This window comes from Streptomyces sp. NPDC017936, assembly GCF_044328485.1.
GTDB lineage: Bacteria > Actinomycetota > Actinomycetes > Streptomycetales > Streptomycetaceae > Streptomyces.
In genome coordinates, this window is the sequence record NZ_JBIRHK010000004.1 from 114,965 (window position 1) to 141,781 (window position 26,817).

Sequence of the window (26,817 nt, forward strand, 5' to 3'; positions counted from 1 at the left end):
ACCACCAAAGGTTCGGCCGGCCGGTCGGTCCAGCAGCGTCAGACAGGCCGTTAGGGACAGCTCCATAGCGTCCGGCATGTCCGCTGGCCATAGTCTTCGCGCTGAGAGAGGACGAAGCCGGACCTTATGGGCTAGCTGTACTCGGGGAAGGCCAGGGTGTCGGTCATGGACCGACACCCTAACGGAGCGACTGCTTCGTCTAGAAGCAACTTTGGCAGCACATGGGTGACCAGGTTATTGGGCAGTTCTGACTATGTGAGTTGGGGCCCGGCCGAAGCTGACGGCTTTGAGGGACACCTCTAGGGCGGCGGAGAACTCCAGCCCTCTATGATACCGAGAAGTCCACCGCTGCCAGCGGGACGGGTGCCTCGGTCCATCGCCAACCTGAAACGTCTGGCAGCCCGAGGCAACGAGCCTTTCAGCCACCCACTCCACTTGCTCTCGGTGGTGCTTCCGTGCCGCACCGGTCGGTTCGGAAACGCCGTAGGCCAGCAGCACTCCATCGCAGGCAGAGAATGCTGATTCCATCTGCTGTCTGGCCTGGGCCCATCCGGCCGAGGTTGCACCGAGTGTCGAAATGTCCGTGACGGCGCCTGAAGGAACGGCGAACAGGTTCCTGATCGTGAACGTCTCGAAGCCGAGAAGGTCACGGGCCAGCCCAAGCCGCGCTCTGGTGCGCTCGCCGCTCCCCAAGGGTGGATTGGCGAGAATGCACAGTAGGTCCCGCCTCGGAGGCGCCTCGTCAGTCGGTTCCGTCATTCGCATACAAGATGTCGGCGATGCGAGTGACTTCGCTGTTACGGACATCCTCGGCCAGCTTGACCAGGCCGAGGCTCATAAGGGTCTCGGCGACCTCTGCCGGGTCATCATATTCCGGATGGAATGCACGCACTAGGTCAAAGAGCTCGCCGCTTGGGTCAAAGGAGCCGACGTTCATGTTCTGCCCATCGCCGGCGCGGCCGAAGTCGCCTCCGCGTACCGGTTCAAGGTTGAGCCGAAGGGCATAGGCGAGACCTAGGCGGACCAACTGCTGCTTCTCTCGGAATGGGAACCGGGCGCTGATCTCGTCTCGAGCGATATCAGCACGGCCGGTGAGAGCAATGTTCACGCGTCCGTGCGTGGTGGTTTCAGACACTGCGAAGCTCCTGGATGTTGGTCTCATGCGCGGACGCTCCTCGAGACAACTCGAACTCGGCCAGCATCCGACCTCGAAGCAGGTCTCGTGCAGTCTCGCGGGGGAGCTCACGTTCGTGAACCAGAAGGAACACCTGGGAGCTGAGCTTGTCAAGGTTGGCGACGACGCCGTCAACATGGTGGTCATCGAGGCGCCCGAACGGGGAGTCCATGACCAATGGCCCGCTGATGGGGGAACTGGCCTGCAGGCCGCCCAAGAGTGACAGCGCGACTAGGTGCTCGTAGCCAGCACTTCGATGCTTTACAGGAGTTCCGGATCGGTCAAGGATACGCAAGCCGTAGGACTCATTTATCGCAAGCTTCACGTAGTCCTTCTCAGATCGCATGCTCTGGAAGAGTTCGGTGGCTTTCTCCTGGATACTTTCCTTAAGCTGGTCGCGATAGATTACGATCGCCTTCTGGTAGAGGGCCGCGAGGGCCTCCGCAGTCCGCTGCCGCTCATAGACACTCGGGTCGGCCTTGCCTGCGCCTGTCTTGCGGATCTGCTCTTCGAGCTTGGCTACGTTCTTCTTGGCCTGCTCGTATTTCTCCCACTCTTCCTTGTACGCAGCCTTCGCTTGGCGCAGGAGAACGCTGACGTTCCTGGAGCGCTGGACGAGCTCGGTTAGCCCCGTATCCTGCCCCTTCAACTTGTCCTCGAAGTCGTCGATATCGTCCTTGTAGTCCTCAATCTTCTGCTGCAGGTTCAGGTAATTTTCTTCGACAGTTTTCAAATTGGCCCTAAGTTCGTGCCCTCGGCCGGACTTTCGCAGCCGCTTGAGGCTCGCCTTTAGGGCTGCCGCCTTGTCCTCTTTTGCGCTCAACTCGCTAGAGTCAGAGACTTGGAGGCGTTGCTCAAGGGCAGCGCGGTTGTTGGCGTTCAGACGGGACTCACACACCGGGCATGTATCCGCGCCCAGGGCCTTGTAATGACGGACGAGGGTGGCCGCGAAGCGCAGCTCATCCAACTGCTCCTCGACGGCCTCCAACGCCTTGGTGTCCTGTTCGATGCGGGCCTCGATCGGCTCCACGAGCACCGCCCTCCACGACTCGGCGAGGAGGTTTTCGAATTCTTCCTTAGCTGCGTCGTGCTGTGTCTCTGCCTCTTTAAGGCGCTTAACAGTCTCGTCGCGCCTGGCCTTGATTTCGAGCTTGCCTGACTGCTCCGCTAGCTGCTGGTCGAGCTGAGCCGACTCAGCCTCCAGGTCTTTGGCCTTCTGATCTTCCGCCTCGTAGTTCTGGCGGAACGCACGGAGACGAGTCTGCTCATGACCAAGAGTCTGGCCGAGTTTCTCCGTCTTGGAGTCCCGCTTCGCAGCAGCAGCAATCAGCTCGCCGGCGCGCTCAGCTACCCGAGCACTGTCTCGTGCGGCGTTTTCCAAAATGGGAAGTCCGAGGATGCGTTCGATGGCATCGCGGAGTGTGGAGCCAGCGGTGCTGTCGTCATCGAGGAGCTTCTCGTACTGGTCGAGGAGCTCCCCGTCGAACAAGAAGAACTGCTCAATCTCCCTTGGCATCAGCTCAGTCACCTTGCGCCCAGCATCGGCGGCGCTCAGAGCGACTGCATCGCGACGCAACGTGAGCTCAGTGAAGTATTCATCCCCCTTGCGGATGAGGGAACGCGTGAGATCCCACTGCGTGCCGTCCGCTTCGAACTCGAGGCGGACACGGCATCGGACTGAGTCGCCGGACGCCTCCGCAAGGGCAACCTTGTTGGTTATGTCCTCCAGCGGCAGTGGGCGGGTGCTCCGCTTGCGGACTTCGCCAGTCCAAGCCCAGCGGAAAGCATTAAGCAGAGACGTCTTTCCTTTGCCGTTCCTGCCGTAGATGACGACTACGCCGTCCTTGTCCGGGATGTTGATCTCCTGCTCGCCTAGGAAGACGAGGAAGTTCTCAACGGTGAGCTTCTTGTATCTCAAACCTCAACGCTCCTGTCCACGTGCTCCTGGATGACGCGGGCCACGGCCTCCTGTGCGCGGGGTCGATCTTCGACGTATCGCTTCTCGATCTCCACGATGTGCTGAGCCAGCACCGAATCGACGCTATTCTCATAAAACTGTGAACGCACCGATTCGACCACTTGGGCAAGATTGTCTCGCATGAGCTCCACTCCTACAAAAATACTTGCGTTCACAGTGCTGCACGAACTATGCGAAGCCCCAGGTTAATCGTCTGCTTCCTCGCCGGAACCGAGGAAATCGTAGAGTGCCTCGAGATCGCCGCCAAGTTCTACAACTAGTCGCTCCAGCGGGTCACGAGCATTGCTATTCAGGGCATCTCGGGCAAAATTGCCCGCGCGGGCGAGCTCACCCTGAAGCAGCGACATCCCCGACGCTTCCTCAAGGGTCTCGGGCTGCAGGATCGCGTCGTAGACGGTGGCGAGACTCTTTCCTTCGACCTTGCGCAGTACGCGCCCGCGACGCTGGATGAACTCTCGAGGATTCCTGGATGACGCCAGGATCAAAGCATGGTCCGCGTTAGGGATATCAACACCCTCATCCAAGCACTTGATCGAAACGATCACGCCACCGTTCTCATCGAAGTGCCGCAGCGTTGCAACCTTGTCTCCCGGCATGTCCGAATAGTACTCATACGCGTCGATCCCGGCGGCACGAAGGTTGTCAGCAACGTCCTGCATCTGGCCCCTATCGTCGCAATAGACGAGCCAACGCTGTCCAGGCTTGTAGCTCTTGGTGACCACCGACTTAGCCAGGGGCGTCTTGCCAACAGCCTTCTTAGCGATCCGAGCTCGCTGCATCGTCAGCGCCCTGATACGATCCCGCTGACTACTGGTGGCACCACCGGGCGAGTTATGGGACTGCGCGACGAGCCGTCCGATCTTTTTGCTCAATTCGTCCCATTGTTCCTGTTCCTGCGGGCTGAGCCGGACAAGCTGTGGATAGTAAAGGTAATTGCAGAGAGCGCCGGCCTTCAAGGCATCCCCGAGTGTGTACCGATGGATGACCCCACCGAAGTAGTCGAGAATCGCCGAGGTGCCTTCCGGATCTCCCGCACGTTCTGGTGTCGCCGATAGACCTAGGCGTGCTGCGGCATCAATCTCCAGGAGGTTCTGGTACGACGCAGCCCCCAAGCGGTGAACTTCGTCGCCGACGAGTAGGAGGTCCTTCGCTCGCGAAGCCTGATTCACGAAGGGTCTCTGTGCTGCCGTGGGAGCAAGGGCAACCACCACGCGCTCCGAGGCAGGTTGTGTCAGCCAGTTGTGAAGCCTCGTCTTCCAGGCGGATTCACCGTCGCCGCACAGATGCACCCGGCGGCCCGTGTCCTCGATCTGCTCCTTCCATTGGCGCGCAACCAATCGCGAGGGGGCAACCACGAGAGCGGGCCCTTCGTGTCCGACGATCGCGGTGATGCCCGTGACCGTCTTACCTGACCCAGTTGCGTGGGCAAGGATCCCTCGCCTACCGCGGCGCTCCCACTCGTTGAGTCCTGCGATCTGCTGCTCACGAAGGGGCCGACCATCTGGCGCAGCACGGACGATGAGGGCCGGCTCCGTACCCACAGCGATCTCAGCCGCAAGCTCGCGCCAGTCAACGCCTTCTGCCTGGGTTTCCAGCCAGTGCCGGAAGGGCGCGGGGAGGGCTAGGACTTCAACCCCATCGCTCTTGCCGGCCCAAAGCTTCTCGAAACGTTCGGTAGACCGTTGGACCCTGATGCTGTCATTGCGGCCCGTCCAGCTCGTCCACGCATCGAACGACTCGACATTGCCGTCCGCGGAAATACCGAAGCGGGTCTCATTCAAGGACCCCCGGAAGCCTATGCGCTGCCCATCCGCATCAGTAAATAGCCCCACCTTATCGTGAAACATACGCCGATCGTCGAGTGAGGCGTTGGCGACCCGAGCGAGGCGGATATCAGTGAATCCCTCTGAGATCAATGCGGCCAGAGCGAGCGCTGGCTTGCGGAGCTGGTCGGTGGCACGCAACGCATCGAACTCGGCTCGCAGTACGGCAGCAAGAGAGTTGTCGTCGCGCGCCTCATAGCCGCGTTCGATGCCCTGTGCGTCTTTTTCGGTGACCCAGGGCGAGCAGAGAATGCGAATCTTTCCGCCACGATCCACGAACTTAGGCAGCGCTTTCCAGTACAGCGCCAGAGCGCTGCTCGCGAAAAAGCCCGTAATCCGGTCATAGGCGACGGCCTCACTTAGAGCACGCAGGTAAAACTCGCTGAGGATGTCCTCCCTGTCGCTCGCATATTCCGGTTCGGGAGTCCATCCTGACTTGCCCCAGCCACCACCGCTCACGAGGTGAGCCTCTCGATTGACAGTTGCCAACGTAGCTCTAGCGCTTCCAGCAAGGTGTCCGGACGTGACGCGACCACGGTCTCTGACTCGTCAGTGCCGCGGAGCTTCCTCGTCTGTCGGGCCACTCCGAGAGACATCGCCTCGAACAAGGTGTCCTCCAGGATCTGGACCCCCTTTGAGTGGGGGATACCCTTCCCAATGTCATGGGCGTCCGCGTCCCACAGGGCAAAGACCTCCAAGTTCGGGTTGTAACCAGCGAGGATGACGTACGCGTCGTCGGTGGTGTCAAAGTGCCGCCCCTTGCTGGGCAGGATGATCTGAATGCGGTAAGCACCCTGCTGCCGCTCCGACGGATGTGTCGTCATCGTGTACAAGTAGACGCGCATAAGAGGAGGTAAAGGAGCTGCTGCACGCAGGTCGAAAGGCCTCTTATCAAGCTCCAGAGCGTCGCCAAGGCTGCAGCAGTCTGCGAGGGAGGCAGCGAAGAGCCGGTTCGCGAGGCGAGTGCTCGCGCCAGCTCTGGACCGCATCACCATGGGTGTCAGTGTGCCCAACGACTCGGGAAACAGGGTGAAGTCATCCCCAGCGTGCGTTGTCACGGCCTACTCCGCCGTGGTGTCTTCTGCCGCGAAGTTCGTCTTGTAGAACGCATCGAACTCTGTGAGCGCGGCGTGTGCTTGATCCGCGAGCTTCCTCGCCTTGTTGAGCCGGCGCTTCGCGTCGCGGCGTGCTGCGGCAGCGTCATCAGCCCATGCCTTCGCGCGCTCCACGGCAGCAGTCGCAGCCTTCTCTGCGTTCGCATCGAAGGTTGCATCAGGATTCCACTCAGCGGCAAACTTGGCTTTCGCTAGGTTCTCGCCCGCACGCAGGAACTCTGCCTCGGTGGCATCCAGAGCCGCTTCCGCAGACTCTACGGAAAGTGACGCCTCTGCGACGGCAGACTGCGCGGCAGCAGTAACGAGCGGCTGGCCAGCTTCCGGCAAGGACACCGTCCCTGTCCGCGCTTTCTCATAGAGGACCTGGGCGTCCTGAGGGTTCATCCCCGGCAGGAACCGCATGATGGAGAGTGCTGCGTAATCCCGGCTGAGTTCGAACGAGTACCACTTACGGCCAAGTTGTTCCGCAACCATCCCCGTGGTGTTCGAGCCCGAGAAAATATCGACGACGACGTCACCGGGCTTGGTGAGGAACTCGATGAAGAAGCGCGGCAGCTCACTCGGAAACCGGGCAGGGTGCGATTGAATGTCAAGCGCGCGGCACAGTCGTAGGTAGTTCGAGTTCGACTCCGTGTTGGAGACCTGCAGCAGGTTTGGCGGGATGGAACCACCATTATCGTTGCCGAAGTGTCTTGAGATTGAGTGCTCGCTGGGACGGAGGGTCGCCTTGTAGTACTTTTCCGGATCTTTGAGGAGACGCTCCATGTTCTTCGAGTACGGCAGCAGCACCTGATTGACATCAGCCTGCGGCCACTCAGTCTTCGAGAACCACCAGACCGTGTTTACGGCATCCTTAACCCGAATCCGACGCTTATTCACCCACTCGAGCGGGCTGGGGAGCTTTGCCGGGTTGTACCAGAAAAACTCCTCCGCGAGGTGGTAATCCAATTCGTCAACGAACTTCAGCAGGACACGGTAAGGGTAGAGGGATCGAGTCGGACTCCCCTTGCGGTAGGCGTTGCCGATGTCAACGACAAGGCTCCCGGTCGGCTTCAGGACGCGCTTTGCCGCCTCACCGAACTGGGCGAGCCAGTCGACATACGCCTCCTGATCTTCGTTGCCGTAAGCCTTCTTCCGCTGCAGGGCGAAGGGCGGGCTCGTGACGATCAAGTCCACACTCTCGTCGTCGAGGCCCTGGAGCAGCCTCAAGGAGTCCCCGTGCAGCTGGGTACCGTGGGGTGTCGTGTAGACCTTCTGGTCATCCGTGAAGCTGGTCAACGCGTTCCTTGCCTCGGGTGTACCTGTCCAACGTGCGTCCCGCGAGCGGAGATAGCATGTTCCGACGGCCCCAGGCGAGTGGAGCCAGCCTGAGAGCTGTCCCCCCGTGGCTACACCCTGGCCGAGGTTCCGTTCGGCAACTAGCTGACAATACACAACGCCCAGGTGGGCAGAGTCGGGGCTTCCATCTAATTGCCCCATGATCTTCGCCCCGCTGCTCGGACACTTGGCCGACAGCCCTGACCGCTGGCCTCGCGCTTTCGCGAGGTAGACCGTTAGAGGGCGATCAAAAACGCAAGAAGCACTCCTGAACTGCAACGATGGAGCTTGCCGAGAGACCCGTACATCGCGAGGCAAGAAGCACGCGGCGGTCGGGGGCGTGGTCTCGCAGACCGGCGGTGTGCTGCTGGTCGAGACCGTGATGGACCGGCCTGGATCGGGCAATACTGGCTGCGCTGTACGATCCAGGGAAAATGCCGTGTGCTCTGGCGCTGTCGATCGCGCTGCACGTCCCCTGCCAGTTGCGCCCTCCGGCCGGCGCTACCCACAGGCCACGCAGACTGCACTGAGACGCGGAGAAGCGGGCTGCGTGAACCGGCGGTGGCGCTAGCCTGTACGAGCAATGACTACTGAAAGTAGTCGAGGAAGTGCATGCAGTCGGATTGCGATCTGCCTCCCAACGCGTTACGTTGTAGTCACTCCTCCCCGTCGTCCGGGCTTAGCCCGCACTGGCGGGGATTATTCGTTCTAGGGGGGTCCTTGAGCGACAGAGTCGTCGTCTTCTACGACTACCAAAACACCTACATGCAGGCCCGCCGGCTCTACCACCAGAGCTGGGAAGACTGGAGCATGGGGCAGTTCGATCCCGTAGCCCTCGCCCAGCACCTCGCCGCCGACAGTCCTTACGACCGCCACCTTCATCAGGTGCGCATCTATCGCGGCCAACCCGACGCGACCAAGCAGCCCGGCTCCTACGGGGCCTCGCGGCGGCAGCACGCCCAGTGGGAGAGCGACCCACTCGTCAAGCTCGTCACCCGGCCCCTGCGCTACCCATCCGCATGGCCCAGGGAACGAGCCCAGGAAAAGGGCATCGACGTCCAGCTCACCCTGGACTTTGCCGTCATGGCCACCCGCGGCGAATACGACGTTGGGATCATGGTGTCGGCCGACACCGATCTGAAACCCGCACTCGAGTATGTGGCCGAGCTGACGGCTTCCCGAGGCAGGCCGCGAGCCGAAGTGGCAGCCTGGTCCATCAGCGGCCAGCACTGTCGGCGGCTCGCCATCAGCAGCAGAAACCTCTACTGCCACTGGATAGGCGAAGATGTCTACAAGAAGGTCCAAGACAAGACCGACTACACCCGCAGCAGCTGAGAAACCGAAGGCCCCTCCCGGATACCGCCAACGCTCTTATGCTCCGGTGTCCGGCCAGGTCCTTAAGAGCAAGCACTACTCTGGCTGACGTGGTGGACCATCCGTGGACTGGCCCCGATCAGCCAATCGCAAGATCCGCTCTGACCTGCAATGTTTCGTAGGCCGGAAGCGGCCTCCGGAGCCGTGTGCGCAGGTTCGAATCCTGCCGGGGGCACCTTGGATTAGGTGCCCAAAGACCCCGCCACCAGCGCAGACGCTGAGGACGGGGTCTTCGCGTATGGGCAGGCGTATGCCGGGGTCTGTGGACTCTTCGTGGACTGGCGGCGGGCGATGAGCGCACGGGTTCGCGAGCGCTTCTCACGCCGTGGTCCGCGCCTCCACGAGCGACCGCTGCACGTCGCCCACCAGGTCCCGGAGGCGTCCGGGCCCCACACCCTCGCGTTCCATCCACTCGTCGAAGCGAGGACGCAGGTGCCGCACCATGTCCATCCCGTGGCGACGCAGCACTGAACGACTGATCGAGATCTCCTCCTGCACCTCTCTTCGGAGATCATCGGTCCAGCCCTGCGCCCGGTCGTCCTCGTCCAGAGAGGCCTTGAGAGCGGCAACCGCTTCATCCAGGACCGCAAGCAGGCTCATGACATCTCCGAAGATCACAAGGTGCGGCCTTTCCCCGAGGACGACCACAGCAATCCAACCCGACCGAGGCACCGGAAGCCCATCCGCTCGTTGCCCGCGCGCTCAGCGACCTCGGTCGCGTTCACCCCGGAGCTGAGCCAGGTCGACAGCACCGGGTACCGAGGGTCGCACGGTCGCGCGGTGAGCGGCGAGGCGACCTCGGCCGGCGGAAGCGTCAGCGCACGATGCTCCTGCGGCAGAGCTGCGCCGGCCGAGCCCGGGCGTGATCACCTCCAAGCGCCTTGGGGCGCGGGAAGTTCGTCACAGCAATGCGTCTTCGTCGAGGCCTGGGGCGATATCGGTGCGGCCGGTGAGCCGGAGTGTGTTGATGGCCGGGACTCTCAGGGTGGCCGTCGCCCGGGACACGCGGTCACACCCAGTTCGACGGGGCCGGATCGTGTGCTGAGAGGCGGCGGAGCATCTCGTGGGTGCAGTCCGTGGCTTCGTCCAGGGCGTCGATCGTCTCCATCATCATCCAGTACGTTCCTTCGTCATCGACAGCGCAAGCGAGGCCGACCACCGCGACCGCGGCCTCCCCCAGCAAGTTCGCCGTGTCGCGCAGGAGCTGCGGCAGATCGTCTCCGTCTGTCAGGTCGGCGCCGTGAAGTTCCGGGATGTCGGCGCGGCGGTCGTGTGGGAGAACTTCTTGTCCCCGTCCGCAGAGGTGGGCGAGTTTCAGTGCCACTGCGCTGAGTTTGACGGGACCGCTGACGGCGAGACGGGAACCGATCGCCACCCCTAGGTCGAAAGCCGTTGCTACGGCCCAGAGCACCTCTCCCGTGTCCGATGCCATGCTCAGTGCCTGCCGGCACCGGCGGATCGGGGCGTAGGTGCCGGGGGTGGCGGGCTGGAGCAACTCGTCCGGTCCTCCGTGGGCTGTCGACGAGCGGGGCTCCGTCATCCGGATGTCCGCGAGTGAAGCCCTGATCGCTGTGGAGGCGAGGGGCTGCTCGGCGGTGGCGTGCTGCTTCGTCCTGATGGCGTCGACGAGTTCGGTGTGAGCGGTGGTGAGCAGTCGGTCCAGGCGGTCGTCGGCCTCGGTCCGGGCGCTCTCGTCGAGCGTGAAGTCACGCATCCTTCTCTCCTTCCGTGAGGCCGAGTGTGATCTTCAGGCGTGCGCGTGCGCGGCAGACGTTCGTGTAGACGGCGGTGAGGGACATGTTGAGCGCCGCGGCGATCTCGTCGGAGTCGGCGTCGCTGAGCACGAACGCCATCACCGTGCGCTGGACGGGCGGGAGTTTCCCGACCGCTTCGACCAGTTCCGAGGTCTGCTCGGACAGTTCCACCTGGACGACGGGGTCGATACCGCCGGGGAGTTCCGGTAATGCCTCCGTCGGCACCTCACGCGTTCGCTCCCCCTGTCGTAGGTAGGCGTGGAAGGCGCTCGTACGCAGGTACGCGCGGGGGTGCTCCATCAGCATCCACCGTTCGGGCAGCAGCCTGATCAGCGCGTCGTGCGCCAGGTCGTCGGCCTCCCACACAGTTGCCCCGGTGAAGATCAGGAACGCGGTGAGGTGTGCTTTCTCCGCGGAGTAGAAGGCGGAGAAATCATCGCGTCGCACCACCTCCGCCAGCAGGTCGAGTTCCTCCTGTCGGGGCGGGCGGGGCTCCGTCCGCCCGGTCCGTGCCGGGGTTTCGCTCATGCGGCCGCCTCGTCCGGCGGGAGTTTGATGATGAGCCGCCGGCCGTCGGGCAGGAGCTCGGTGATCTCGCTGCCGGGTGGCAGTGAGCTGATGGTCTCCCTCAATGTCGCGCGCTGCTCCTGCTCGCGGCGCGTCTCGAGTTCGATACGGCGCCTGTGCGTCCGCGCACTCAGCCAGGCGTGGCCGAGGCGGAGCGCCGAGGCCGCCGCCCCGATGCCCGCGGTGATCGTCACCGGGTCCATGGAGCCTCCCCTGTTCCGGCGGCGTGTCCCGAGCGCCGCGTGCCCCCTTAAGCCAGAAGGGTCCTCCCGCCTTACATCCCGGCACCGAATTTCGTCGGAAGACACAAGGCGAATCGGTGCCGGGCCCTCGGCCCTCTTCGGAGGTTTTCCCTGCGGGAAATGCGATGTGCCAGGTCACGCACTCGTTCACGTACGAGGCCGTGCATGAGAAAAGGCAAGGGGGCTTTGCCCGCTCCTTGCCATGTTCAACATATAGCGCATGGGGGGCCTTGCGGCAAGGGCCCCGTCGTGCCGCAGAATCGCCGACCTGGGCCTGAGGACGGGGCCGGAATCGGCGGGAGATGAGCGTCACGGAATGCGTGTGCTGTCGGGGATTCATGGGGTGCGTAGCGGCATCGGATCGGTGGTGCGAGTGCGGGGGTGTGCTTCGCCGAAGGCGGCGTTCGGGGGGTTGTCGGGTGCGGTCGGGGCTGTCGGTGGGGCCGGGCCGGTGTCGGTCGGTGGCCTCGGGGATCGGGGGTGGGCGGACGTGGTCGCCTGAGTCGTGCCGGGCCGACGGGTCGGGAGATCGCACACGGAGAAGTGGGGCCGCCGCGCAGGTCGGTGGTCCTGATGTCTTGCCTCGCGCCATGGCCGCAAGCGGCCGGCCTCACAATGGAGCTGATGACGTGGATTCCCTGACCACCAGCGCGTTCGATCTTCCCGAGCGTCTGTCCCGCAAGGCCGATCCGGCGCTCATCGGTGACGACGAGCGGCACTTCGCGGCCGTCGCGGAGTGCCTCGAGCAGACGATCGCCGAGGTGTCCGGCCGGCTCGACGCCGAGCGCCGGGCTCCCGGCGGCCAGGGCCGGCAGGCGATGGACCGGGACCTGGAGATCCACCGGCTGACGGCTCGTCTGCGCACCTTGCGCCGCTTTGGCCTGGACCTGTGTCTCGGGCGCATGGTCGGCGCGGAGGGCGCCGAGCCCGTGTACGTGGGGCGCCTCGGTCTCACCGACAGCTCCGGGCGCCGGCTGCTGATCGACTGGCGTTCCCCCGCGGCGGAGCCGTTCTTCGGCGCCACCCACGGCGATCCGATGGGGCTGGTGAGCCGTCGCAGGTACCGCTGGACCCGGGGCAGGATCAGCGACTACTGGGACGAGGTGTTCGCCCCGGACGGGTTCGCCGGGCACGCCGCGCTCGACGACCAGTCCGCCTTCATCGCGAGCCTGGGCAGCGACCGGTCGCCGCGGATGCGGGACGTGCTCGGCACCATCCAGGCCGACCAGGACGCCGTCATCCGCGCGGGTTCACGTGGCGCTCTCGTCGTGGACGGCGGTCCGGGCACGGGCAAGACCGTCGTCGCGCTGCACCGCTCCGCCTACCTCCTGCACTCCGACCCCCGGCTCGGGCACCGCCGGGGCGGCGTGCTGTTCGTCGGTCCGCACCGGCCGTACCTCGACTACGTCTCCGACGTCCTGCCGAGCCTCGGCGAGGAGGGGGTGCAGACCTGCATCCTGCGGGACCTGGTCCCGGAGGGGGCCGGGGCGGTGGTCGAGGCCGATCCGGAGGTGGCCCGTCTGAAGTCGTCCGCCGATCTGGTGAAGGCGATCGAGAAGGCCGTCAGGTTCTACGAGGAGCCGCCCCAGGAGGAGATGACGGTCACGACCCCCTGGTCCGACGTCTGGCTGGGCGCCGACGACTGGGCCCTGGCGTTCGACGCGGCCGAGCCCGGCACCCCGCACAACGAGGCGCGCGACCACGTGTGGGAGGAGCTGCTGACGATCCTGGTGGACAAGCACGGGGGCGACGCCGCGGAGGACGACGGCGAGGTCCCGGCCGGCCTGCTGCGCCGGTCGCTGGGGCGGAACAGGGAGCTGCTCGCGGCGTTCGACCGGGCGTGGCCGCTGCTCGAGGCGACCGATCTCGTCGGGGACCTGTGGTCGGTGCCCGCGTACCTGCGGATGTGCGCTCCGTGGCTCGGCCGCGACGAGGTCCAGCGGCTCCAGCGTGCGGACGCCCAGGCCTGGACGGTGTCCGACCTGCCGTTCCTGGACGCGGCGCGGCAGCGGCTCGGTGATCCGGGCGCGTCGCGGCGCAGGCAGCGGCAGGAGGCCGCCCTCGCCGCCCAACGCGCGCGCATGGAGCAGGTCGTCGACACCCTGATCGCGGCCGACGACGACGGCGAGGGCCTCGTGACGCAGCTGCGCCGGGCGGACCTGCGGCGGAACCTGGTCGACGAGTCCGAGCTGCCCACCGTCGAACGGGACCGGCTCGCCGGTCCGTTCGCGCACGTCGTCGTGGACGAGGCGCAGGAACTGACCGACGCGGAGTGGCAGATGCTGCTGCTGCGGTGCCCGTCGCGGAGCTTCACCGTCGTCGGGGACCGGGCCCAGTCCCGGCACGGGTTCGCGGAGTCGTGGCCGGAGCGGCTGGAGCGGGTCGGGTTCGACCGGATCGACCTGGCCTCCCTGAGCGTCAACTACCGGACGCCGGAGGAGATCATGACGGAGGCCGAGCCGGTCATCCGGGCCGTGCTCCCGGACGCCAACGTGCCGGTCTCCATCCGCAGCGCCGGCGTGCCCGTCGTCCACGGGTCCGCGGCGGATCTGGACGCGGTCCTCGACGGCTGGCTCACGGCGCACGACGAGGGGATCGCCTGCGTGATCGGCGCCCCGGCGTTCCGGCCGGCGACGTCCCGCGTCCGGTCGCTGACCCCGGAGCTGTCCAAGGGGCTCGAGTTCGACCTGGTCGTCCTCGTCGACCCGGAGGACTTCGGCGCGGGCGTCGAGGGAGCGGTCGACCGGTACGTCGCGATGACCCGGGCGACCCGGCAGCTGGTCGTCCTCACCCGTTCCTGACCAGTCCCTGGCGCCGGCGCGGGTGAGTCCCCGACGTCGGCGCGCGCCGTCTTCCGGCCGGGCGGTGCGTGCGATTCGTGAGACGCGCCGTCCGGGTTCGCCTAAATGCCACCATAAGACATGTCTTATTTAGACATGCACACACATAAGCGGCGCACCGTACTCGCTGCCTCGATCGCGGCCGTCGGCTCGGGAGCCCTGGCCTCCTGCTCCGGTTCCGGCCCGCGCTCCGGCGCCGGTCCCGACCCGGCGTCCGGGTCCCTCTCCGGGGCCGGCTCCGGCACCATGGCCGACACCACGACCGGCACGACGGCTGGCACGACGACCGGTACGCGGTCCGGGGCCGGCTCCGGACCGGCGACGGGCCTGTCGTCCGGGGGCGGCCGCCACGCGGCGGGCCGGGACCCCGGGCACGGCGGCGGCGGCTTCGTCCCCAAGGGGCCCAAGGGGTACGTGAACCCGTCCGATCCCGAGGTCCTCGCGGCCGAGCGGGCCCGCGGGTCGGGACGCGTACGGACGTTCGCGATGACCGCCACCGAGACCCCGGTCGACCTCGGCGGACGGACCGTCAGGACGTGGTCGTACGGCGACTCGCTGCCCGGCAGGGAGGTGCGGATCACGTCGGGCGAGACCCTCGTGGTCAAGCTCGCCAACCACCTGCCGGAGGCGACGACGCTGCACTCGCACGGGATCCGGCTGCGCTGCGACATGGACGGCGTGCCGGGTCTGACCCAGCCCTCCATCCGGCCCGGCGCGGACTTCACGTACCGCTTCGCCGTGGCGCACCCGGGCACGTACTGGCTGCACTCGCACTCCGGGATGCAGCTCGACCGCGGCCTGTACGCCCCGCTGATCGTCGAGGACCCGAAGGAGCCCCTGTCCTACGACAAGGAGTGGGTCGTCGTCCTGGACGACTGGGTGGACGGCGTGGACGGCTCCACCCCGGACGGGGTGCTCGCCCAGTTGAGCCACGGCAGGGCGCCGATGGACATGGGCGAGGGCGGCGACCACCACAAGCACGGAGGTGGGCACGACGACGGTGGGCACCACTCGGGTCCGGGCCGGCGCAAGGGTCCGTCCCGCGTGCTGCACGGCTCGCGCAGCCGCATGCTGCGCAGCGAGGGCGGGCACGTCGACTACCCGTACTACCTGGTGAACGGGCGGCTGCCGCAGGCCCCCACGGTCTTCCGGGCCCGCCCCGGGGACCGCATCCGGCTGCGCATCATCAACGCCGGGGGCGACACCGCCTTCCGGGTGGCGCTCGGCGGCCACACCATGACGGTCACCCACACCGACGGTTACCCGGTCGAGCACCGGAAGACGGACGCGCTGCTGCTGGGCATGGCCGAACGCTACGACGTGCTGGTCACCGCCAAGGACGGGGTGTTCCCGCTGGTCGCGCTCGCCGAGGGCAAGAAGGGCCGCGCCCTGGCGCTGCTGCGCACGGGCGGCGGACGGCCTCCCGGGCCCTCGGTGCATCCGGACGAGCTCGACGGCCGGGTCGTGCCGGCGAGGCGGCTCGTGCCGGACGACTCCGTCGCCTTCTGCGAGCGCAAGCCGGACCGCGAGCTGCGCCTCCGGGTGACCGGCAACATGCGGCAGTGGAACTGGAGTTTCGACCACCGGCTGTACTCCATCGAACAGCGCCACCCCGTCAGCGAGGGGGAGCGGGTACGCATCACCTTCGTCAACGCCACCGACATGTGGCACCCCATGCACCTGCACGGCCACACCTTCGCCCTCGCCGGGATCGACTCGGCCGGGGCCCGCAAGGACACCGCGCTGGTGCTGCCGCACCGCAAGCTGGTCGTCGACTTCAACGCCGACAACCCGGGGCTGTGGATGGTGCACTGCCACAACCAGTACCACTCCGAGTCCGGCATGATGACCATCCTCGGCTACCGGAAGTGACCACGGCGCGCCGCCTCTCCCCCGTCCTTCGACTCCGTCGACGACCGAAGCCCCGGGACCGTCCGGGGCTTCGGTCGCCGTGAGCGGTGCGTGGACGGGGTGCTCGCTCGGTGGGGTTGTCAGGTGTGGATGGTGAGGAGCGCCGGGAAGGGGGGCGGAACGGAGTGAGCGCACGGCTCCTCCGAACGCCGTCCTGTTCCTCCGGCCTCCGGCGGAGGGTGTCGGCCCGGGCACGGCTCGGTTGCGGGAAGGGGGTTTTCCCGTGCGGGGGTGGGGGGTGGGGGAACATGCCGGGTATGGGGCGGGAGCGGTTTGTCGATTTTCTGCGGGCGTGGGCGATCGTGCTCGTCGTGCTGGGGCACTGGCTGATCACCGGTCTGGTGCGGCAGCCGGACGGGGCGATCGGTGCGCCGGAGCTGCTGGCGGAGGTGCCCTGGACGCAGTGGCTGACGCTGGGGTTCCAGATCATGCCGCTGTTCTTCCTCGCCGGCGGGTACGCGGCCGGTGGTTCCTGGGTCCGGGCGCGGGAGCGGGGCGGGACGGTCGCCGGGTGGGTGGGGCGGCGGGCGGTGCGGCTGCTGCTGCCGGCCGGTGTGTACAGCGGGCTCGTGCTCACGGGCGTCGGGGTGGCCGCGGCGCTCGGCGTGGACCCGTTCACGCTGGCGCTCGTCGGGTGGGCGATGGCGATGCAGTTCTGGTTCCTGCCGGTGTATCTGCTGCTCAGCGCCCTGACTCCGGCACTGCACGCCCTGCACCGGCGCCGCGGGCCGCTCGTCCCGGCGGCGATGGGCGGGGTCGCCCTCCTCGTCGGCGTCCTGGACGTGGCGGCGGACCTGCCGTACGTCGGGACGCTCGACTACGTGCTCGTCTGGGGCGTGGTCTACCAGCTCGGGTTCTGCTGGCGGGACGGCCTGGCCGGCGGGAGCCGGGTGTGGCCGGCGGTGATGGCGGCCGGGGGCGCGATCGCGTTCGCCTCGCTCGTCGGGTTCGGGCCCTATCCCGTCAGTCTGATCCTGGTGACGGGGCAGGATCCCAGCAACACGAACCCTCCCTCGGTGGCCATGCTGGCGTGGGCGGTGGCCCAGGCGGGGCTGTGTCTGCTCGCGGCCCCCGCGGTGCGGCGGCTGCTGGAGCGGGAGCGGGTGTGGCGGGCCGTCCGGGTGACCGGGGCCGTCAGCATGACCCTGTACCTGTGGCACATGCTGCCGGTGCTGATCGTCGCCGCCGCCTTCTACCTGACCGGCCTCGCTCCGCAGCCGGCGTTCGGCTCGGCGGTGTGGTGGGCGTGGCGGGCGCCCTGGCTGCTGGTGCTGGGGGTCGTCCTGGCCGGGGCGGCGCGGGTGCTGTGGCCGCTCGAACGCCGGCTGGCGTCGGCCGCGGTGGGGGTCCGTCCGGACGCCGGGCCGCGGCAGGCCTGGCGGGTGGGGGCCGGCCTCGGTCTGAGCGTCTGGGCGCTGGCGTACTTCGCCGGGCACGGGTTCGCCCACGGGGGCCGGTTCCCGGTGTGGGCCGCGGTGGGACTCGGCGTGGGGACGGTTCTGGTGGCCCTTCCCCAGCGGACGCCCGGTGGGGCCGCGCGGGGGGCGGAGGCCGAGGGGGTGCTGGAGGGGGCGGCCTGAGGCTTCCGGGGAAGGCCGGAAGCGGGGTGGCCTGAGGCCTTTGAGGAGGGCTGGAGGCGGGAGCGGCCGAGGCATCCGGGGAAGGCCGGAAGCGGGGCGGCCTGAGGCCTTCGGGGAGGGCTGGAGGCGGGCCGGCCTGAGACCTTGGGAAGGGCTGGATGCCGGGCGGCCGAGGCCTCCGGGGGGGGGGCTGGAGGCGGGCCGGCCTGGACGTCCGGGGGCCGGGCGTCCGGGTACGGCAGCCACCGGCGACGGTCCCGGCGACGGCCGCAGAAGCCGACCCACCCCCGGCCTCGCCGCCGGAAGCCCCCGCCCCGCCGCCGGAGGCCCCCCTCAGCCGCCGGAGGCCCACGTCCCGCGGTCGCGGGCCATCGCGTGCAGGCCCTCCACGTCCGCCGGTTTCAGCACCCCGCCCGTCCTGCCCAGCCCGCCCAGCTCCGTGTCCCGCAGCACGCGGACCTCGCGCGGGGGTGCGGTGATCCGCACGTCCGCCGGGCCCACCAGGGCGAGCACCGGGCGGACCTCGGCGGTCAGCGCGTGGGAGGCGCGGTCGGCGTCGGCGCGGAGGCGGCGCAGCAGGGGGGAGGGGTCGTGGCGGCCCAGGGCGACCATCGGGTCGGCGACGAGGACCCGCTGCTTGCGGGCGTGGAGCGCGTGGACGGCGTAGAGGCCGCCGGGGCCGATGGCCAGGTGGTGGATGCGGTCGCCGCCGGGCAGCGGGACGGAGTGCAGGGTGTGCCAGCCGGCGCCGTCGAGGCGGTCCAGGGCCTCGCCGACCGTCTGCTCGGCCGCGAGCGCCCGGCGGCGCGGGTCGGGACGCAGCCGGTGGACGGGGGCGGGGTCGCGGTCGAGGGCGATCAGCAGGGCCTCGCCGGGGCGGTTGGGCGCCAGGTCGTCGTCCGGGTGGAGGGCGAGGCGGGCCAGTTCGGCGGGGGTGGGGACCGGGGGCGGCCCGACCGTGACGGAGCCGGTCAGGAAGGGGCCGAGCGCCTCCAGGACGTCCTCCGCGCGGTCGTCCGCGAGGACGTTGACCCGGCCGGCCTCACGGTCGTACCAGGCGATGCTCCTGCCGTCCGTCAGGCAGACGTGGAGACGCTCCTGGCCGTGGCTCCAGGTCGGTACGACGCGCAGTCCGCTCATGCCGCATCACCCCACTGACCATGGGAACAGGTGGGGTGCTCCAGGGGCAAGAAGGCGGTTACCCAAGGGAGGAGCTGGGCAGGCCAAGGGTGAGCGCGACCGGGGAGGCGCCGTTGCGGACCCGTGATGGGCAAGCCGACGTACCGGTCCCGGACGCCCCGTGGGACGAGATCGTGCCGGGCCTGTGGATGGGCGGGCACGAGTTCCGCGGACGCGCCGGGCGGCCGGAGACCGCGGTGGTGCGGGGCGAGTTCGACCTCGTGCAGACGCTGCTGCGGCGGCCCGGGCACGGCCCCGACCGGGGCGTGCGGCACCATGTCTGGCCGATCCCCGACGGACCGCTGGACGGCACCCAGCTCGCGGGGGTGATGCGGCTGGCGCAGGCGGCGTGCGAGGCGCTGGACGAGGGCCGCACGGTGCTGGTCCGCTGCTGGCACGGCTACAACCGTTCGGGGCTGGTCGTCGCCCACGCGCTGGTGCGCCGGGGTCACTCGGCGGACGAGGCGATCCGGCTGATACGGTCTCGGCGCTCGCCCTGGGCCCTGCACAACGAGCTGTTCGTGGAGTACCTCCGAACGGGCCTGCCGACGGCCCGGCTGCTGGAGGAACTGGCCGAGTAATCGTTTCTCCAGCACTCGCCCCCACCCCCTCGCGGTACACAAAAAGGACGTCCGTACGAATAATGTACGGGGCCGAACGCCCGCACGATCACAGGAGTCCCGTGCCGCACCGCCGTCCCGCCCGCGCCGTCCGCGCCGCCCTCGCCGCGGCCTGCGTCGCCCTGCCGGCGTCGGTGGCCACGGGCTGCGGCGACGCCGGCGGGTTGCAGGGCGCGGGGCCGACGCCGACCGCCGTCGGCCCGGAGAAGCTGTGGCCGGACCTGCCGCCGGCGTCGAGTCCGGCGTTCGACATCGGCGAGGTGAACACCAAGGTCGTGAAGGGCGTCGCCGTCCCCGGTGACGACGTCCGCCGGGTGGACCCGGTGGCCGTCGTCCGCACCGAGATCGCCGCTAGTCCGGACGAGTACGGCGGCGCCGGGACGTACGCCGAGACCTCCCGCCGGATGGCGGACTGCGCCACGGGCGCCGGGGAACGCGGCCGGTGCCCCGTGCTGAGGCCGTACTACCGGGACCTGACCGGCGACGGACGGGACGAGCTGACGCTGGGGTTCCGGCAGCTGCCCGGCGACCTGACCGCGGTGCGCGTCTACACCGTCGACCGGCACCGGCTCGTGCAGGTCATGGGCTGGGAGGACGCCGTGAGCGGCGTCGAGCTGGCCGCCCGGTCGGTGATCATCCGCTCGCCCTCCGAGGTCGCGGGGTACGAGTACCGCCTGCAGTGGACCTGGGACCCGGACCAGCGGGCCATGCTGCTCACGCACGACGAGATGCTGCGCTCCGGCGGCCGGAAGCAGTCGCCCCGCCCGCCCGCCTCCCCCGCGCCCTCCGCCTCCCCGTCCTCGTCCCCGTCGGTCCCCACCGCCGAGCCCCCGTCCCCGTCCGTCTCCGTCTCCGTCTCCGCGAGCGGCCCGTGAGGCTCGCGCTCCCCCGGTGGGCCGGCACGCTCGCCGTGAAGGCCGCCGTCTTCATCACCGTGATGTGCTGCGCGCTCGCCGCGCTGCTCGGCGTCCTCGTGCACGTGTCGGTGACGAACCGGACCGTCGGACAGGCCCGCGACCTCGCGCTGTCCCGGCTGGAGGACGCGACGACCGCGTTCGAGGCCGGCGAGACGCTCGGATGGGGGGCGAGCGTCGACCCGCCCGGGCTGCCCGGGTCGCTGCGGGCGCTGGCGGTGGCCGGGGAGCGCGGCACGGTGGTCGCCGAGCACCGAGGGCGCCCGACGATGTGGGCGGCCGGTCCCGTCGACGGGGACCGGGCCCTCGCCGTCGAGATCGACTACTCGCAGAGCGCCCGGACCATCGAGGCGCTGGACAGCTCGATCCTGTGGTCGTCGGCCCTGGCGATCGGGGCGACGCTCATGGTCGGCGCCTTCGCGGTGACCCGGGTGACCCGGCGGCTGCACACCACCGCGCGGGTGGCCCGGCGGATCAGCGCCGGCGACCTGGACGCGCGGGTGGACGACCCCCGTACCGAGGAGCCGGGCCGGCCGCAGGACGAGGTGGCCGCCGTGGCCGCCGCGCTCGACACCATGGCGGCCACCCTGCAGGGCAAGCTGCTGAGCGAGCAGCGTTTCACCGCCGACGTGGCGCACGAGTTGCGCACCCCGCTGACCGGGCTGCACGCGGCGGCCGAGCTGCTGCCGCCGGGCCGGCCGACGGAGCTGGTGCGCGACCGGGTGGCGGCGCTGCGCACGCTCACCGAGGACCTGCTGGAGATCTCGCGCCTGGACACCGGGCGGGAGCGGCTGGAGCTGGACGCCGAGGAGCTGGGCGCGCTGGCCGGGCGGGTGGTGCGGGCGTCCGGGACGCGGACGGCGATCCGGGTGGTGCGGGACACGCGGGTGGAGACGGACCGGCGGCGGCTGGAGCGGGTGCTGGGCAACCTCGTCTCCAACGCGCACCGGCACGGGCGGGCGCCGGTGGTGCTGACGGTGGACGGGCCGGTGGTGACCGTACGGGACCACGGGGACGGCTATCCGGAGTACCTGGTGGCGCACGGGCCGCAGCGGTTCCGCACGGAGGGCGGCGCAAAGGGGCACGGGCTGGGGCTGACGATCGCGGTCGGCCAGGCGGAGGTGCTGGGGGCCCGGCTGGTCTTCGCCAACGCGCCGGACGGCGGGGCGGTGGCCACGCTGACGCTGCCCCGGACCCCTCCCGCCGGGGACGCTCTCCCCGACGGCCCGCGCTGACGCCGCCCCGAACCCTTCCCACCGGGGGCGGCCTCCCCGACGGCCCAGCGTGACGGGCGGTCCGGACACCCCCACCGGGGACAGCCTCCCCGACGGCCCTACCCGGCGCCGCCCGGACCCCTCCCGCCGGGGACGCTCTCCCCGACGGCCCGCGCTGACGCCGCCCCGAACCCTTCCCACCGGGGCGGCCTCCCCGATGGCCCAGCGTGACGGGCGGTCCGTCCGGACCGCTCCTAATGTGGCGAACAGTCAGCTGTGCCCCCGCTCATGGAGGTGGCCATGTCGCCGCGCCCCGCCCTCACCCGCCTCGCCATAGCCGGTGCCGCCGGCGCCCTCGTCTGCGCGGCCGCCGTCACGCCCGCCACCGCGGGCGTCGAGGGCGGGAGCACCGGTGGCCACCGGGTCGGCGGCCACGCTCCGCGCCTGTACAAGGGCGTGGTCACGGCGCGTCAGCTGCTGCTGCGCAGCGAGCCGAACCGCGGCGGCAGAGTGATCCGGGTGGCGCTCAAGGGCGACGTCGTCACGGTCTACTGCAAGCAGACCGGGCAGCGCGTCGACGGCAACCCCTGGTGGTACCGCCTCACGGACGGCGCCTGGGCCTGGGGTTCGGCGCGCCACATCCGCGATCTGGGGCCGTCGCCCCGGCGGTGCTGACCCGGGAACCATTCCGGGGCCCATGAGGCTCATAAGGCTCACAAGGAGTCGCATTTGGGTAAGTTCCGGACATGATGCAAGCCGGAGCCGAAGCCGTCCCCCGGGCGGCGGCCGACGCACCGACGCCGGCGGTCCCCCTCCCCCGGCGCCGCGGTGTCGAACTCGCCCTCATCCTGCTGGCCGTCCTGCTGTCCGTGTACGGCTACTGCGCCGTCGGGATCGCCAGGACCGGCACGATCCCGCCGGGCGCCGCCGGTTATGGCGCCGGGCTCGGCGTGCTCGCGCTGCTGGCGCACGCGGCGGTGCGGCTGCGCGCCCCCTGCGCCGACCCCCTCCTGCTGCCCATCGCGGTCCTGCTCAACGGCATCGGCCTGGTGCTGATCTACCGGCTGGACCTGGAGACCCCCGACGACCGGGCGGCCCCCACGCAGCTGGTGTGGTCGACGCTCGGCGTGGCCCTGTTCATCGTCGTGGTGGCCGCGCTGCGCGACCACCGGGTGCTCCAGCGGTACGCGTACGTGAGCGTGGTCGCCGCCCTCGTCCTGCTGACGCTGCCGATCCTCTTCCCGGCGGTGAACGGCGCCCGCATCTGGGTGCGCGTCGCGGGGTTCTCCCTCCAGCCGGGCGAGTTCGCGAAGGTGCTGCTCGCGGTGTTCTTCGCCGCCTACCTGGCGGCCAACCGCACGGCGCTGGCGTACGCCGGCCGGAAGATCTGGTGGATGCAGCTGCCCACCGGCCGGGTCCTCGGCCCGATCGTCGCGATCTGGCTGCTGAGCGTCTGCGTCCTCGTGCTCGAACGCGACCTGGGCACCTCGCTGCTCTTCTTCGGCCTGTTCGTCGTCATGCTCTACGTGGCCACCGGCCGCACCGGCTGGATCACGGTCGGGCTGCTGCTGGCGGCGCTCGGCGCGGTCGCCGTCGGCCGGCTGGAGCCGCACGTGCACGGCCGGATCGAGGACTGGCTGCACCCGTTCGCGTCGATCGAGGCGGGCCAGGGCCCCAACCAGCTCGCGCAGTCGCTGTTCTCCTTCGCGGCCGGCGGCGTGCTCGGCACCGGCCTGGGCCTCGGCCACTCCGTCCTGATCGGCTTCGCCGCCAAGTCCGACTTCATCCTGGCGACGGCCGGCGAGGAACTGGGCCTGGCCGGCCTCTGCGCCCTCTTCCTGCTGTACGGGCTGCTGGTGGAACGCGGCTACCGGGCGGGCCTCGCCCTGCGCGACCCCTTCGGCCGGCTCCTCGCGATCGGTCTCGCCTCGATCGTGGCGCTCCAGGTCTTCGTGATCGCGGGCGGGGTCACCGGGCTGATCCCGCTGACCGGCATGGCGATGCCGTTCCTGGCGCAGGGCGGCTCGTCGGTCGTCACCAACTGGGCGATCGTGGCGCTGCTGATCCGGGTGAGCGACTCGGCGCGGCGGCAGTACGACGGGAAGGGGGCGCCGTGAGACGCGAGGCGACCTCCGTGATGAGCCGCCACATCCGGCACGCCGGCGTCTTCTGCGCCCTGCTCCTGGTGGCCCTGCTGGTCAACGCGGCCCGCGTGCAGTTCGTCCGGTCCTCGTCCTACGACGACAACCCGGCCAACCGGCGTGCGTCCATCGTCCGTTACGGCCAGCCCCGCGGCGACATCCTGATCGGCGGCGAACGGGTCACCGGCTCCCGGGACACCGGCGAACAGCTGCGCTACGAACGCTCGTACGCCGACGGGCCGTTGTACGCGGCGGTGACCGGCTTCGCCTCGCAGGTGTACGGGACGACGCTCCTGGAGCACACCGAGGACGGCGTCCTGTCCGGCACGGACCCGCTGCTCGCGCCGTTCCCGCTGTGGACGGACGTCACCCGCGCGCTGCCCGCGGGCGGGGACGTCGTGACGACCCTCGACGCGGGGGCCCAGCGGGCGGCCTACCAGGGGCTGGCCGGGCGCAAGGGCGCGGTGGCGGCGGTGGAGCCGTCGACGGGACGGATCCTCGCGCTGTTCTCGGCGCCGTCGTACGACCCCGCCGTCCTGTCCGGCAACGGGCCGGCGGCGAAGGAGGCGTGGGCACGGCTGAACGCCGACCCGGACCGGCCGATGCTGAACCGGGCGGTGCGGCAGACGTATCCGCCGGGGTCGACCTTCAAGGTGGTGACGGCGGCGGCGGCGCTGGACGCGGGGGTGATCGGGAGCCTGGACACGCCGACCGACTCCCCCGACCCCTACACCCTGCCCGGTACGAGGACCCATCTGGCGAACGCGTCCGACGGGTGTGAGGACGCCACGCTGCGGGACGCCTTCATGTGGTCGTGCAACACGGTGTTCGCGAAGCTCGGGGTGGACGTGGGGCTGCGGGACATGGCGGCCACGGCGGAGGCGTTCGGCTTCAACGCGACCGACCTGCGCGTTCCCTTCTCGGTGGCGCCGAGCACCTTCGACACCTCCCTGGACCGGGCGCAGTTGGCGCTGTCCTCGATCGGGCAGTACAACACGCGGGCCACTCCCCTGCAGATGGCGATGGTCGCGGCGGCCGTCGCCAACGGGGGGCAGGTGCGCCCGCCGTACCTGGTGGAACGCACGACCCGGCGGGGCGGCACGACGCTCGCCGCGGCCGGTCCGCGGCCGGCGCGGCAGGCGATGTACCCGTCGACGGCGCGGCGGCTGCGGCAGCTGATGACGGACGTGGTGCGCAGGGGCACGGGCGGCAACGCGGCGATCCCCGGCGCCACCGTCGGCGGCAAGACCGGCACCGCCCAGCACGGCATCGGCAACGCCGGGACGCCGTACGCCTGGTTCGTGTCCTGGGCGCAGGGGGACCGGGACCCGGAGCCGAAGGTGGCGGTCGCGGTGGTGGTGGAGGACTCGGCGGCGAACCGGCGGGACATCACCGGCGGCGGCCTCGCGGCGCCGATCGCCCGGGCGGTGATGGAGGCGGTGCTCACGTCGTGAGACGGGGGCTACCGGGCCGATCGGGTCCCGCCCTACCGTGCGCACATGACTGACGCCGTCGCCCACGAACTCGCCCAGGTCAACCTCGCCCGCCTCAAGTTTCCCTTGGACTCACCGGAGTTGAAGGACTTCGTCGACGCCCTCGACCCGGTCAACGCGGACGCGGACGCGGCGGACGGCTTCGTGTGGCGGCTGCAGTCGGAGGAGGGCAACGCGACCGACATCGCGGTCTTCGGCGACGAGTGGCTGATCGTCAACATGTCGGTGTGGCGGGACGCCGACGCCCTGACCGCGTACATGTACCAGGGCCGCCACCGCGAGATGCTCGCCCGCCGCCGGGAGTGGTTCGAGCGGGTGCGGGAGGCGATGACGGCCCTGTGGTGGGTCCCGGCCGGGCACCGCCCGACGGTCGCGGAGGCGGAGGCCCGGCTGCTGCACCTGCGCGCGCACGGCCCGACCCCCTACGCCTTCACCCTGCGCACGTCCTTCCCGGCGCAGGGCGCGCAGCCGGTGAGCCTCGCGGTCCCGGAGGACCTGGGCTGCTCGGTCTGAGGACGGGGGACGGCCGGGGCCCGGCGCGCCCGACCGGGGACGGGCGGGCCCCGGCAGCCTGAGCGAGGACGGCCGGGGCCCGGCGGTCTACAGCGGCTGCCGGGTTTCCGAGCGGATCTGCAGGGCGGTCTCGGCGGCCGCCTCCAGGTCGATGTCGGAGGCGGACCGCCCGACGTTCTCCGCGGTGATCTCGGCGACGACGGCCGCCGTGTTGCCGTCCACCCAGGCGCAGACCGGATACACCAGGGTGGCGCCGGCCTCCGACTGGGAGACCACCTCGCAGGTGACCGTGGTGTCCGCGCCGCCGGGACGGAAGTCCTTCGGCTGCACGGCCACCGTCAGGCCGTCGGCCTCGCCGACGCCCTTCAGCATGGCGTCGCGGTTGTCGTCCGTGTTCTGGAACCGGCCGTACATGCCCGAGACCACCAGCGCGCCCTCGGTCTCGTCGCCGTTGAGGCCGTACTGCCCCACCGCGGAGTCGGTGACCTTGGCGTCCCAGGCGCCCTCCATCTCCTTCTCGATCGACTCGCCCTCGCTGTCGGAGAGGTCCTGGCCGAGCTCGTAGCGCCCGTCGAGGAGGGTCTTGGGCAGGGTGAGCCGGTACTCGGCGTCGGGGAAGTCCTTCTCGACCTTCATTCCGATCAGGACGAGCGCCACCAGGCCGGCCACGCCCAGCCCGACGACTCCGCCCACGATCCCGAGCACCAGCCCGACCCGGCTCTTCTTCGGCGGCGGGGCCCAGCCGTGGGGCGGCGGGGGGTACGGGGCGCCGTACGGCTGCGGCGCGGGCGGCTGCCCGTAGGGGCCGGGGGGCGGGGGCGGCGGGCCGGGCTGTCGGCCCTGGGGGCCGTAGGGGTGGGGCGCGTGGGGGCCCTGCGGGGGCTGCGGGCCGTACGGGTTCTGCGGCGGCGGAGGCGTGGACACGTCAGCACGTTACTCCACGGGGGTGAGGCGCCGATCACCGGAGACCCCTCCCGTCGCACGGATCCGGGCCGGCGCCGCCCACGTGCCGACGGGAAGTCGCGCACGAGGGATTGACGAGCTTGCTGACAAGCAGTCTCATAAGAG

Annotated in this window: 23 protein-coding genes; 11 read left to right on the top strand and 12 right to left on the bottom strand. The window is 69.4% G+C overall.

Annotation, left to right across the window (positions count from 1 at the left end; all coding sequences use genetic code 11):
• Positions 1-742 precede the first annotated feature (742 nt).
• The 6 genes from ACH4F6_RS09990 to ACH4F6_RS10015 all read right to left on the bottom strand — a co-directional run bounded on the left by ACH4F6_RS09990 (position 743) and on the right by ACH4F6_RS10015 (position 7,368).
• Positions 743-1,135, bottom strand: a complete 393-nt coding sequence (locus ACH4F6_RS09990; protein ID WP_397959434.1) for a hypothetical protein — start codon at positions 1,133-1,135, stop codon at positions 743-745.
• On the bottom strand, positions 1,128-3,092 hold the full coding sequence (locus ACH4F6_RS09995; protein ID WP_397959435.1) for an AAA family ATPase: 1,965 nt from the start codon (positions 3,090-3,092) through the stop codon (positions 1,128-1,130). Before ACH4F6_RS09995 ends, ACH4F6_RS09990 begins: the two co-directional genes overlap by 8 nt.
• The gene (locus tag ACH4F6_RS10000) at positions 3,089-3,274 is read right to left on the bottom strand and encodes a hypothetical protein (RefSeq protein ID WP_397959436.1); all 186 of its coding nucleotides are present in this window, start codon (positions 3,272-3,274) and stop codon (positions 3,089-3,091) included. The genes ACH4F6_RS09995 and ACH4F6_RS10000 overlap by 4 nt, the downstream gene beginning before the upstream one ends.
• A gap of 63 nt (positions 3,275-3,337) precedes the next feature.
• Positions 3,338-5,434, bottom strand: coding sequence for a DEAD/DEAH box helicase family protein (locus ACH4F6_RS10005; RefSeq protein WP_397959437.1), 2,097 nt, complete (start codon positions 5,432-5,434; stop codon positions 3,338-3,340).
• Complete coding sequence (locus ACH4F6_RS10010; protein ID WP_397959438.1) at positions 5,431-5,970, bottom strand: hypothetical protein; 540 nt, start codon at positions 5,968-5,970, stop codon at positions 5,431-5,433. Before ACH4F6_RS10010 ends, ACH4F6_RS10005 begins: the two co-directional genes overlap by 4 nt.
• A 66-nt stretch (positions 5,971-6,036) precedes the next feature.
• Positions 6,037-7,368, bottom strand: coding sequence for a DNA-methyltransferase (locus tag ACH4F6_RS10015; RefSeq protein WP_397959439.1), 1,332 nt, complete (start codon positions 7,366-7,368; stop codon positions 6,037-6,039).
• A 759-nt stretch (positions 7,369-8,127) separates the two neighbouring features.
• On the opposite strand from ACH4F6_RS10015, the gene ACH4F6_RS10020 reads away from it, so the two are divergent.
• Positions 8,128-8,742 (top strand): NYN domain-containing protein, encoded by a 615-nt coding sequence (locus tag ACH4F6_RS10020; protein WP_397959440.1) that lies wholly within the window; start codon positions 8,128-8,130, stop codon positions 8,740-8,742.
• Between the two features lie 357 nt (positions 8,743-9,099).
• Here the strand turns inward: ACH4F6_RS10020 and ACH4F6_RS10025 are convergent, their stop codons facing one another.
• The 4 genes from ACH4F6_RS10025 to ACH4F6_RS10040 form a co-directional block, all read right to left on the bottom strand.
• Complete coding sequence (locus ACH4F6_RS10025; RefSeq protein ID WP_397959441.1) at positions 9,100-9,381, bottom strand: hypothetical protein; 282 nt, start codon at positions 9,379-9,381, stop codon at positions 9,100-9,102.
• A 409-nt stretch (positions 9,382-9,790) separates the two neighbouring features.
• Positions 9,791-10,495 (bottom strand): DUF6099 family protein, encoded by a 705-nt coding sequence (locus ACH4F6_RS10030; protein ID WP_397959442.1) that lies wholly within the window; start codon positions 10,493-10,495, stop codon positions 9,791-9,793.
• On the bottom strand, positions 10,488-11,063 hold the full coding sequence (locus ACH4F6_RS10035; protein WP_397959443.1) for an RNA polymerase sigma factor: 576 nt from the start codon (positions 11,061-11,063) through the stop codon (positions 10,488-10,490). Before ACH4F6_RS10035 ends, ACH4F6_RS10030 begins: the two co-directional genes overlap by 8 nt.
• Positions 11,060-11,305: a hypothetical protein gene (locus tag ACH4F6_RS10040; protein WP_397959444.1), complete on the bottom strand. Its 246-nt coding sequence runs from the start codon at positions 11,303-11,305 to the stop codon at positions 11,060-11,062. The genes ACH4F6_RS10035 and ACH4F6_RS10040 overlap by 4 nt, the downstream gene beginning before the upstream one ends.
• 668 nt (positions 11,306-11,973) lie before the next feature.
• Here ACH4F6_RS10040 and helR point away from each other — a divergent pair.
• The 3 genes from helR to ACH4F6_RS10055 all read left to right on the top strand — a co-directional run bounded on the left by helR (position 11,974) and on the right by ACH4F6_RS10055 (position 17,675).
• Positions 11,974-14,145, top strand: coding sequence for an RNA polymerase recycling motor ATPase HelR (gene helR, locus ACH4F6_RS10045; RefSeq protein WP_397959445.1), 2,172 nt, complete (start codon positions 11,974-11,976; stop codon positions 14,143-14,145).
• A 285-nt stretch (positions 14,146-14,430) separates the two neighbouring features.
• Positions 14,431-16,056: a multicopper oxidase family protein gene (locus ACH4F6_RS10050; protein WP_397959834.1), complete on the top strand. Its 1,626-nt coding sequence runs from the start codon at positions 14,431-14,433 to the stop codon at positions 16,054-16,056.
• 296 nt (positions 16,057-16,352) lie between these two features.
• Entirely contained in the window at positions 16,353-17,675 is a 1,323-nt protein-coding gene (locus ACH4F6_RS10055) for an acyltransferase (RefSeq protein WP_397959447.1), read from the top strand.
• A gap of 333 nt (positions 17,676-18,008) precedes the next feature.
• Here the strand turns inward: ACH4F6_RS10055 and ACH4F6_RS10060 are convergent, their stop codons facing one another.
• On the bottom strand, positions 18,009-18,815 hold the full coding sequence (locus tag ACH4F6_RS10060) for a nuclease-related domain-containing protein (RefSeq protein WP_397959448.1): 807 nt from the start codon (positions 18,813-18,815) through the stop codon (positions 18,009-18,011).
• Positions 18,816-18,928: 113 nt separating this feature from the next.
• On the opposite strand from ACH4F6_RS10060, the gene ACH4F6_RS10065 reads away from it, so the two are divergent.
• The 7 genes from ACH4F6_RS10065 (at position 18,929) to ACH4F6_RS10095 (ending at position 25,749) form a co-directional block, all read left to right on the top strand.
• Positions 18,929-19,435, top strand: coding sequence for a dual specificity protein phosphatase family protein (locus ACH4F6_RS10065; protein ID WP_397959449.1), 507 nt, complete (start codon positions 18,929-18,931; stop codon positions 19,433-19,435).
• A 62-nt stretch (positions 19,436-19,497) separates the two neighbouring features.
• Positions 19,498-20,349 (top strand): hypothetical protein, encoded by an 852-nt coding sequence (locus tag ACH4F6_RS10070; RefSeq protein ID WP_397959450.1) that lies wholly within the window; start codon positions 19,498-19,500, stop codon positions 20,347-20,349.
• Positions 20,346-21,623 (top strand): ATP-binding protein, encoded by a 1,278-nt coding sequence (locus ACH4F6_RS10075; protein WP_397959451.1) that lies wholly within the window; start codon positions 20,346-20,348, stop codon positions 21,621-21,623. The genes ACH4F6_RS10070 and ACH4F6_RS10075 overlap by 4 nt, the downstream gene beginning before the upstream one ends.
• A 279-nt stretch (positions 21,624-21,902) precedes the next feature.
• The gene (locus tag ACH4F6_RS10080) at positions 21,903-22,277 is read left to right on the top strand and encodes an SH3 domain-containing protein (RefSeq protein WP_397959453.1); all 375 of its coding nucleotides are present in this window, start codon (positions 21,903-21,905) and stop codon (positions 22,275-22,277) included.
• Between the two features lie 71 nt (positions 22,278-22,348).
• Positions 22,349-23,719, top strand: coding sequence for an FtsW/RodA/SpoVE family cell cycle protein (locus ACH4F6_RS10085; protein WP_397959454.1), 1,371 nt, complete (start codon positions 22,349-22,351; stop codon positions 23,717-23,719).
• Between the two features lie 20 nt (positions 23,720-23,739).
• Positions 23,740-25,197, top strand: coding sequence for a peptidoglycan D,D-transpeptidase FtsI family protein (locus tag ACH4F6_RS10090; protein ID WP_397959835.1), 1,458 nt, complete (start codon positions 23,740-23,742; stop codon positions 25,195-25,197).
• Positions 25,198-25,242: 45 nt separating this feature from the next.
• Entirely contained in the window at positions 25,243-25,749 is a 507-nt protein-coding gene (locus tag ACH4F6_RS10095; RefSeq protein ID WP_397959455.1) for a DUF3291 domain-containing protein, read from the top strand.
• An 87-nt stretch (positions 25,750-25,836) separates the two neighbouring features.
• Here the strand turns inward: ACH4F6_RS10095 and ACH4F6_RS10100 are convergent, their stop codons facing one another.
• Complete coding sequence (locus ACH4F6_RS10100; RefSeq protein ID WP_397959456.1) at positions 25,837-26,673, bottom strand: hypothetical protein; 837 nt, start codon at positions 26,671-26,673, stop codon at positions 25,837-25,839.
• Positions 26,674-26,817 lie beyond the last annotated feature (144 nt).

Bases quoted from the DNA above. Each gene is read 5' to 3' on its own strand.
- ACH4F6_RS10000 (WP_397959436.1), bottom strand. From the start codon at position 3,274: ATGCGAGACAATCTTGCCCAAGTGGTCGAATCGGTGCGTTCACAGTTT.
- ACH4F6_RS10010 (WP_397959438.1), bottom strand. From the start codon at position 5,970: ATGGTGATGCGGTCCAGAGCTGGCGCGAGCACTCGCCTCGCGAACCGG.
- ACH4F6_RS10025 (WP_397959441.1), bottom strand. From the start codon at position 9,381: ATGAGCCTGCTTGCGGTCCTGGATGAAGCGGTTGCCGCTCTCAAGGCC.
- ACH4F6_RS10030 (WP_397959442.1), bottom strand. From the start codon at position 10,495: ATGCGTGACTTCACGCTCGACGAGAGCGCCCGGACCGAGGCCGACGAC.
- ACH4F6_RS10035 (WP_397959443.1), bottom strand. From the start codon at position 11,063: ATGAGCGAAACCCCGGCACGGACCGGGCGGACGGAGCCCCGCCCGCCC.
- ACH4F6_RS10040 (WP_397959444.1), bottom strand. From the start codon at position 11,305: ATGGACCCGGTGACGATCACCGCGGGCATCGGGGCGGCGGCCTCGGCG.
- ACH4F6_RS10050 (WP_397959834.1), top strand. From the start codon at position 14,431: ATGGCCGACACCACGACCGGCACGACGGCTGGCACGACGACCGGTACG.
- ACH4F6_RS10055 (WP_397959447.1), top strand. From the start codon at position 16,353: ATGGGGCGGGAGCGGTTTGTCGATTTTCTGCGGGCGTGGGCGATCGTG.
- ACH4F6_RS10060 (WP_397959448.1), bottom strand. From the start codon at position 18,815: ATGAGCGGACTGCGCGTCGTACCGACCTGGAGCCACGGCCAGGAGCGT.
- ACH4F6_RS10070 (WP_397959450.1), top strand. From the start codon at position 19,498: ATGTACGGGGCCGAACGCCCGCACGATCACAGGAGTCCCGTGCCGCAC.
- ACH4F6_RS10080 (WP_397959453.1), top strand. From the start codon at position 21,903: ATGTCGCCGCGCCCCGCCCTCACCCGCCTCGCCATAGCCGGTGCCGCC.
- ACH4F6_RS10085 (WP_397959454.1), top strand. From the start codon at position 22,349: ATGATGCAAGCCGGAGCCGAAGCCGTCCCCCGGGCGGCGGCCGACGCA.
- ACH4F6_RS10090 (WP_397959835.1), top strand. From the start codon at position 23,740: ATGAGCCGCCACATCCGGCACGCCGGCGTCTTCTGCGCCCTGCTCCTG.
- ACH4F6_RS10095 (WP_397959455.1), top strand. From the start codon at position 25,243: ATGACTGACGCCGTCGCCCACGAACTCGCCCAGGTCAACCTCGCCCGC.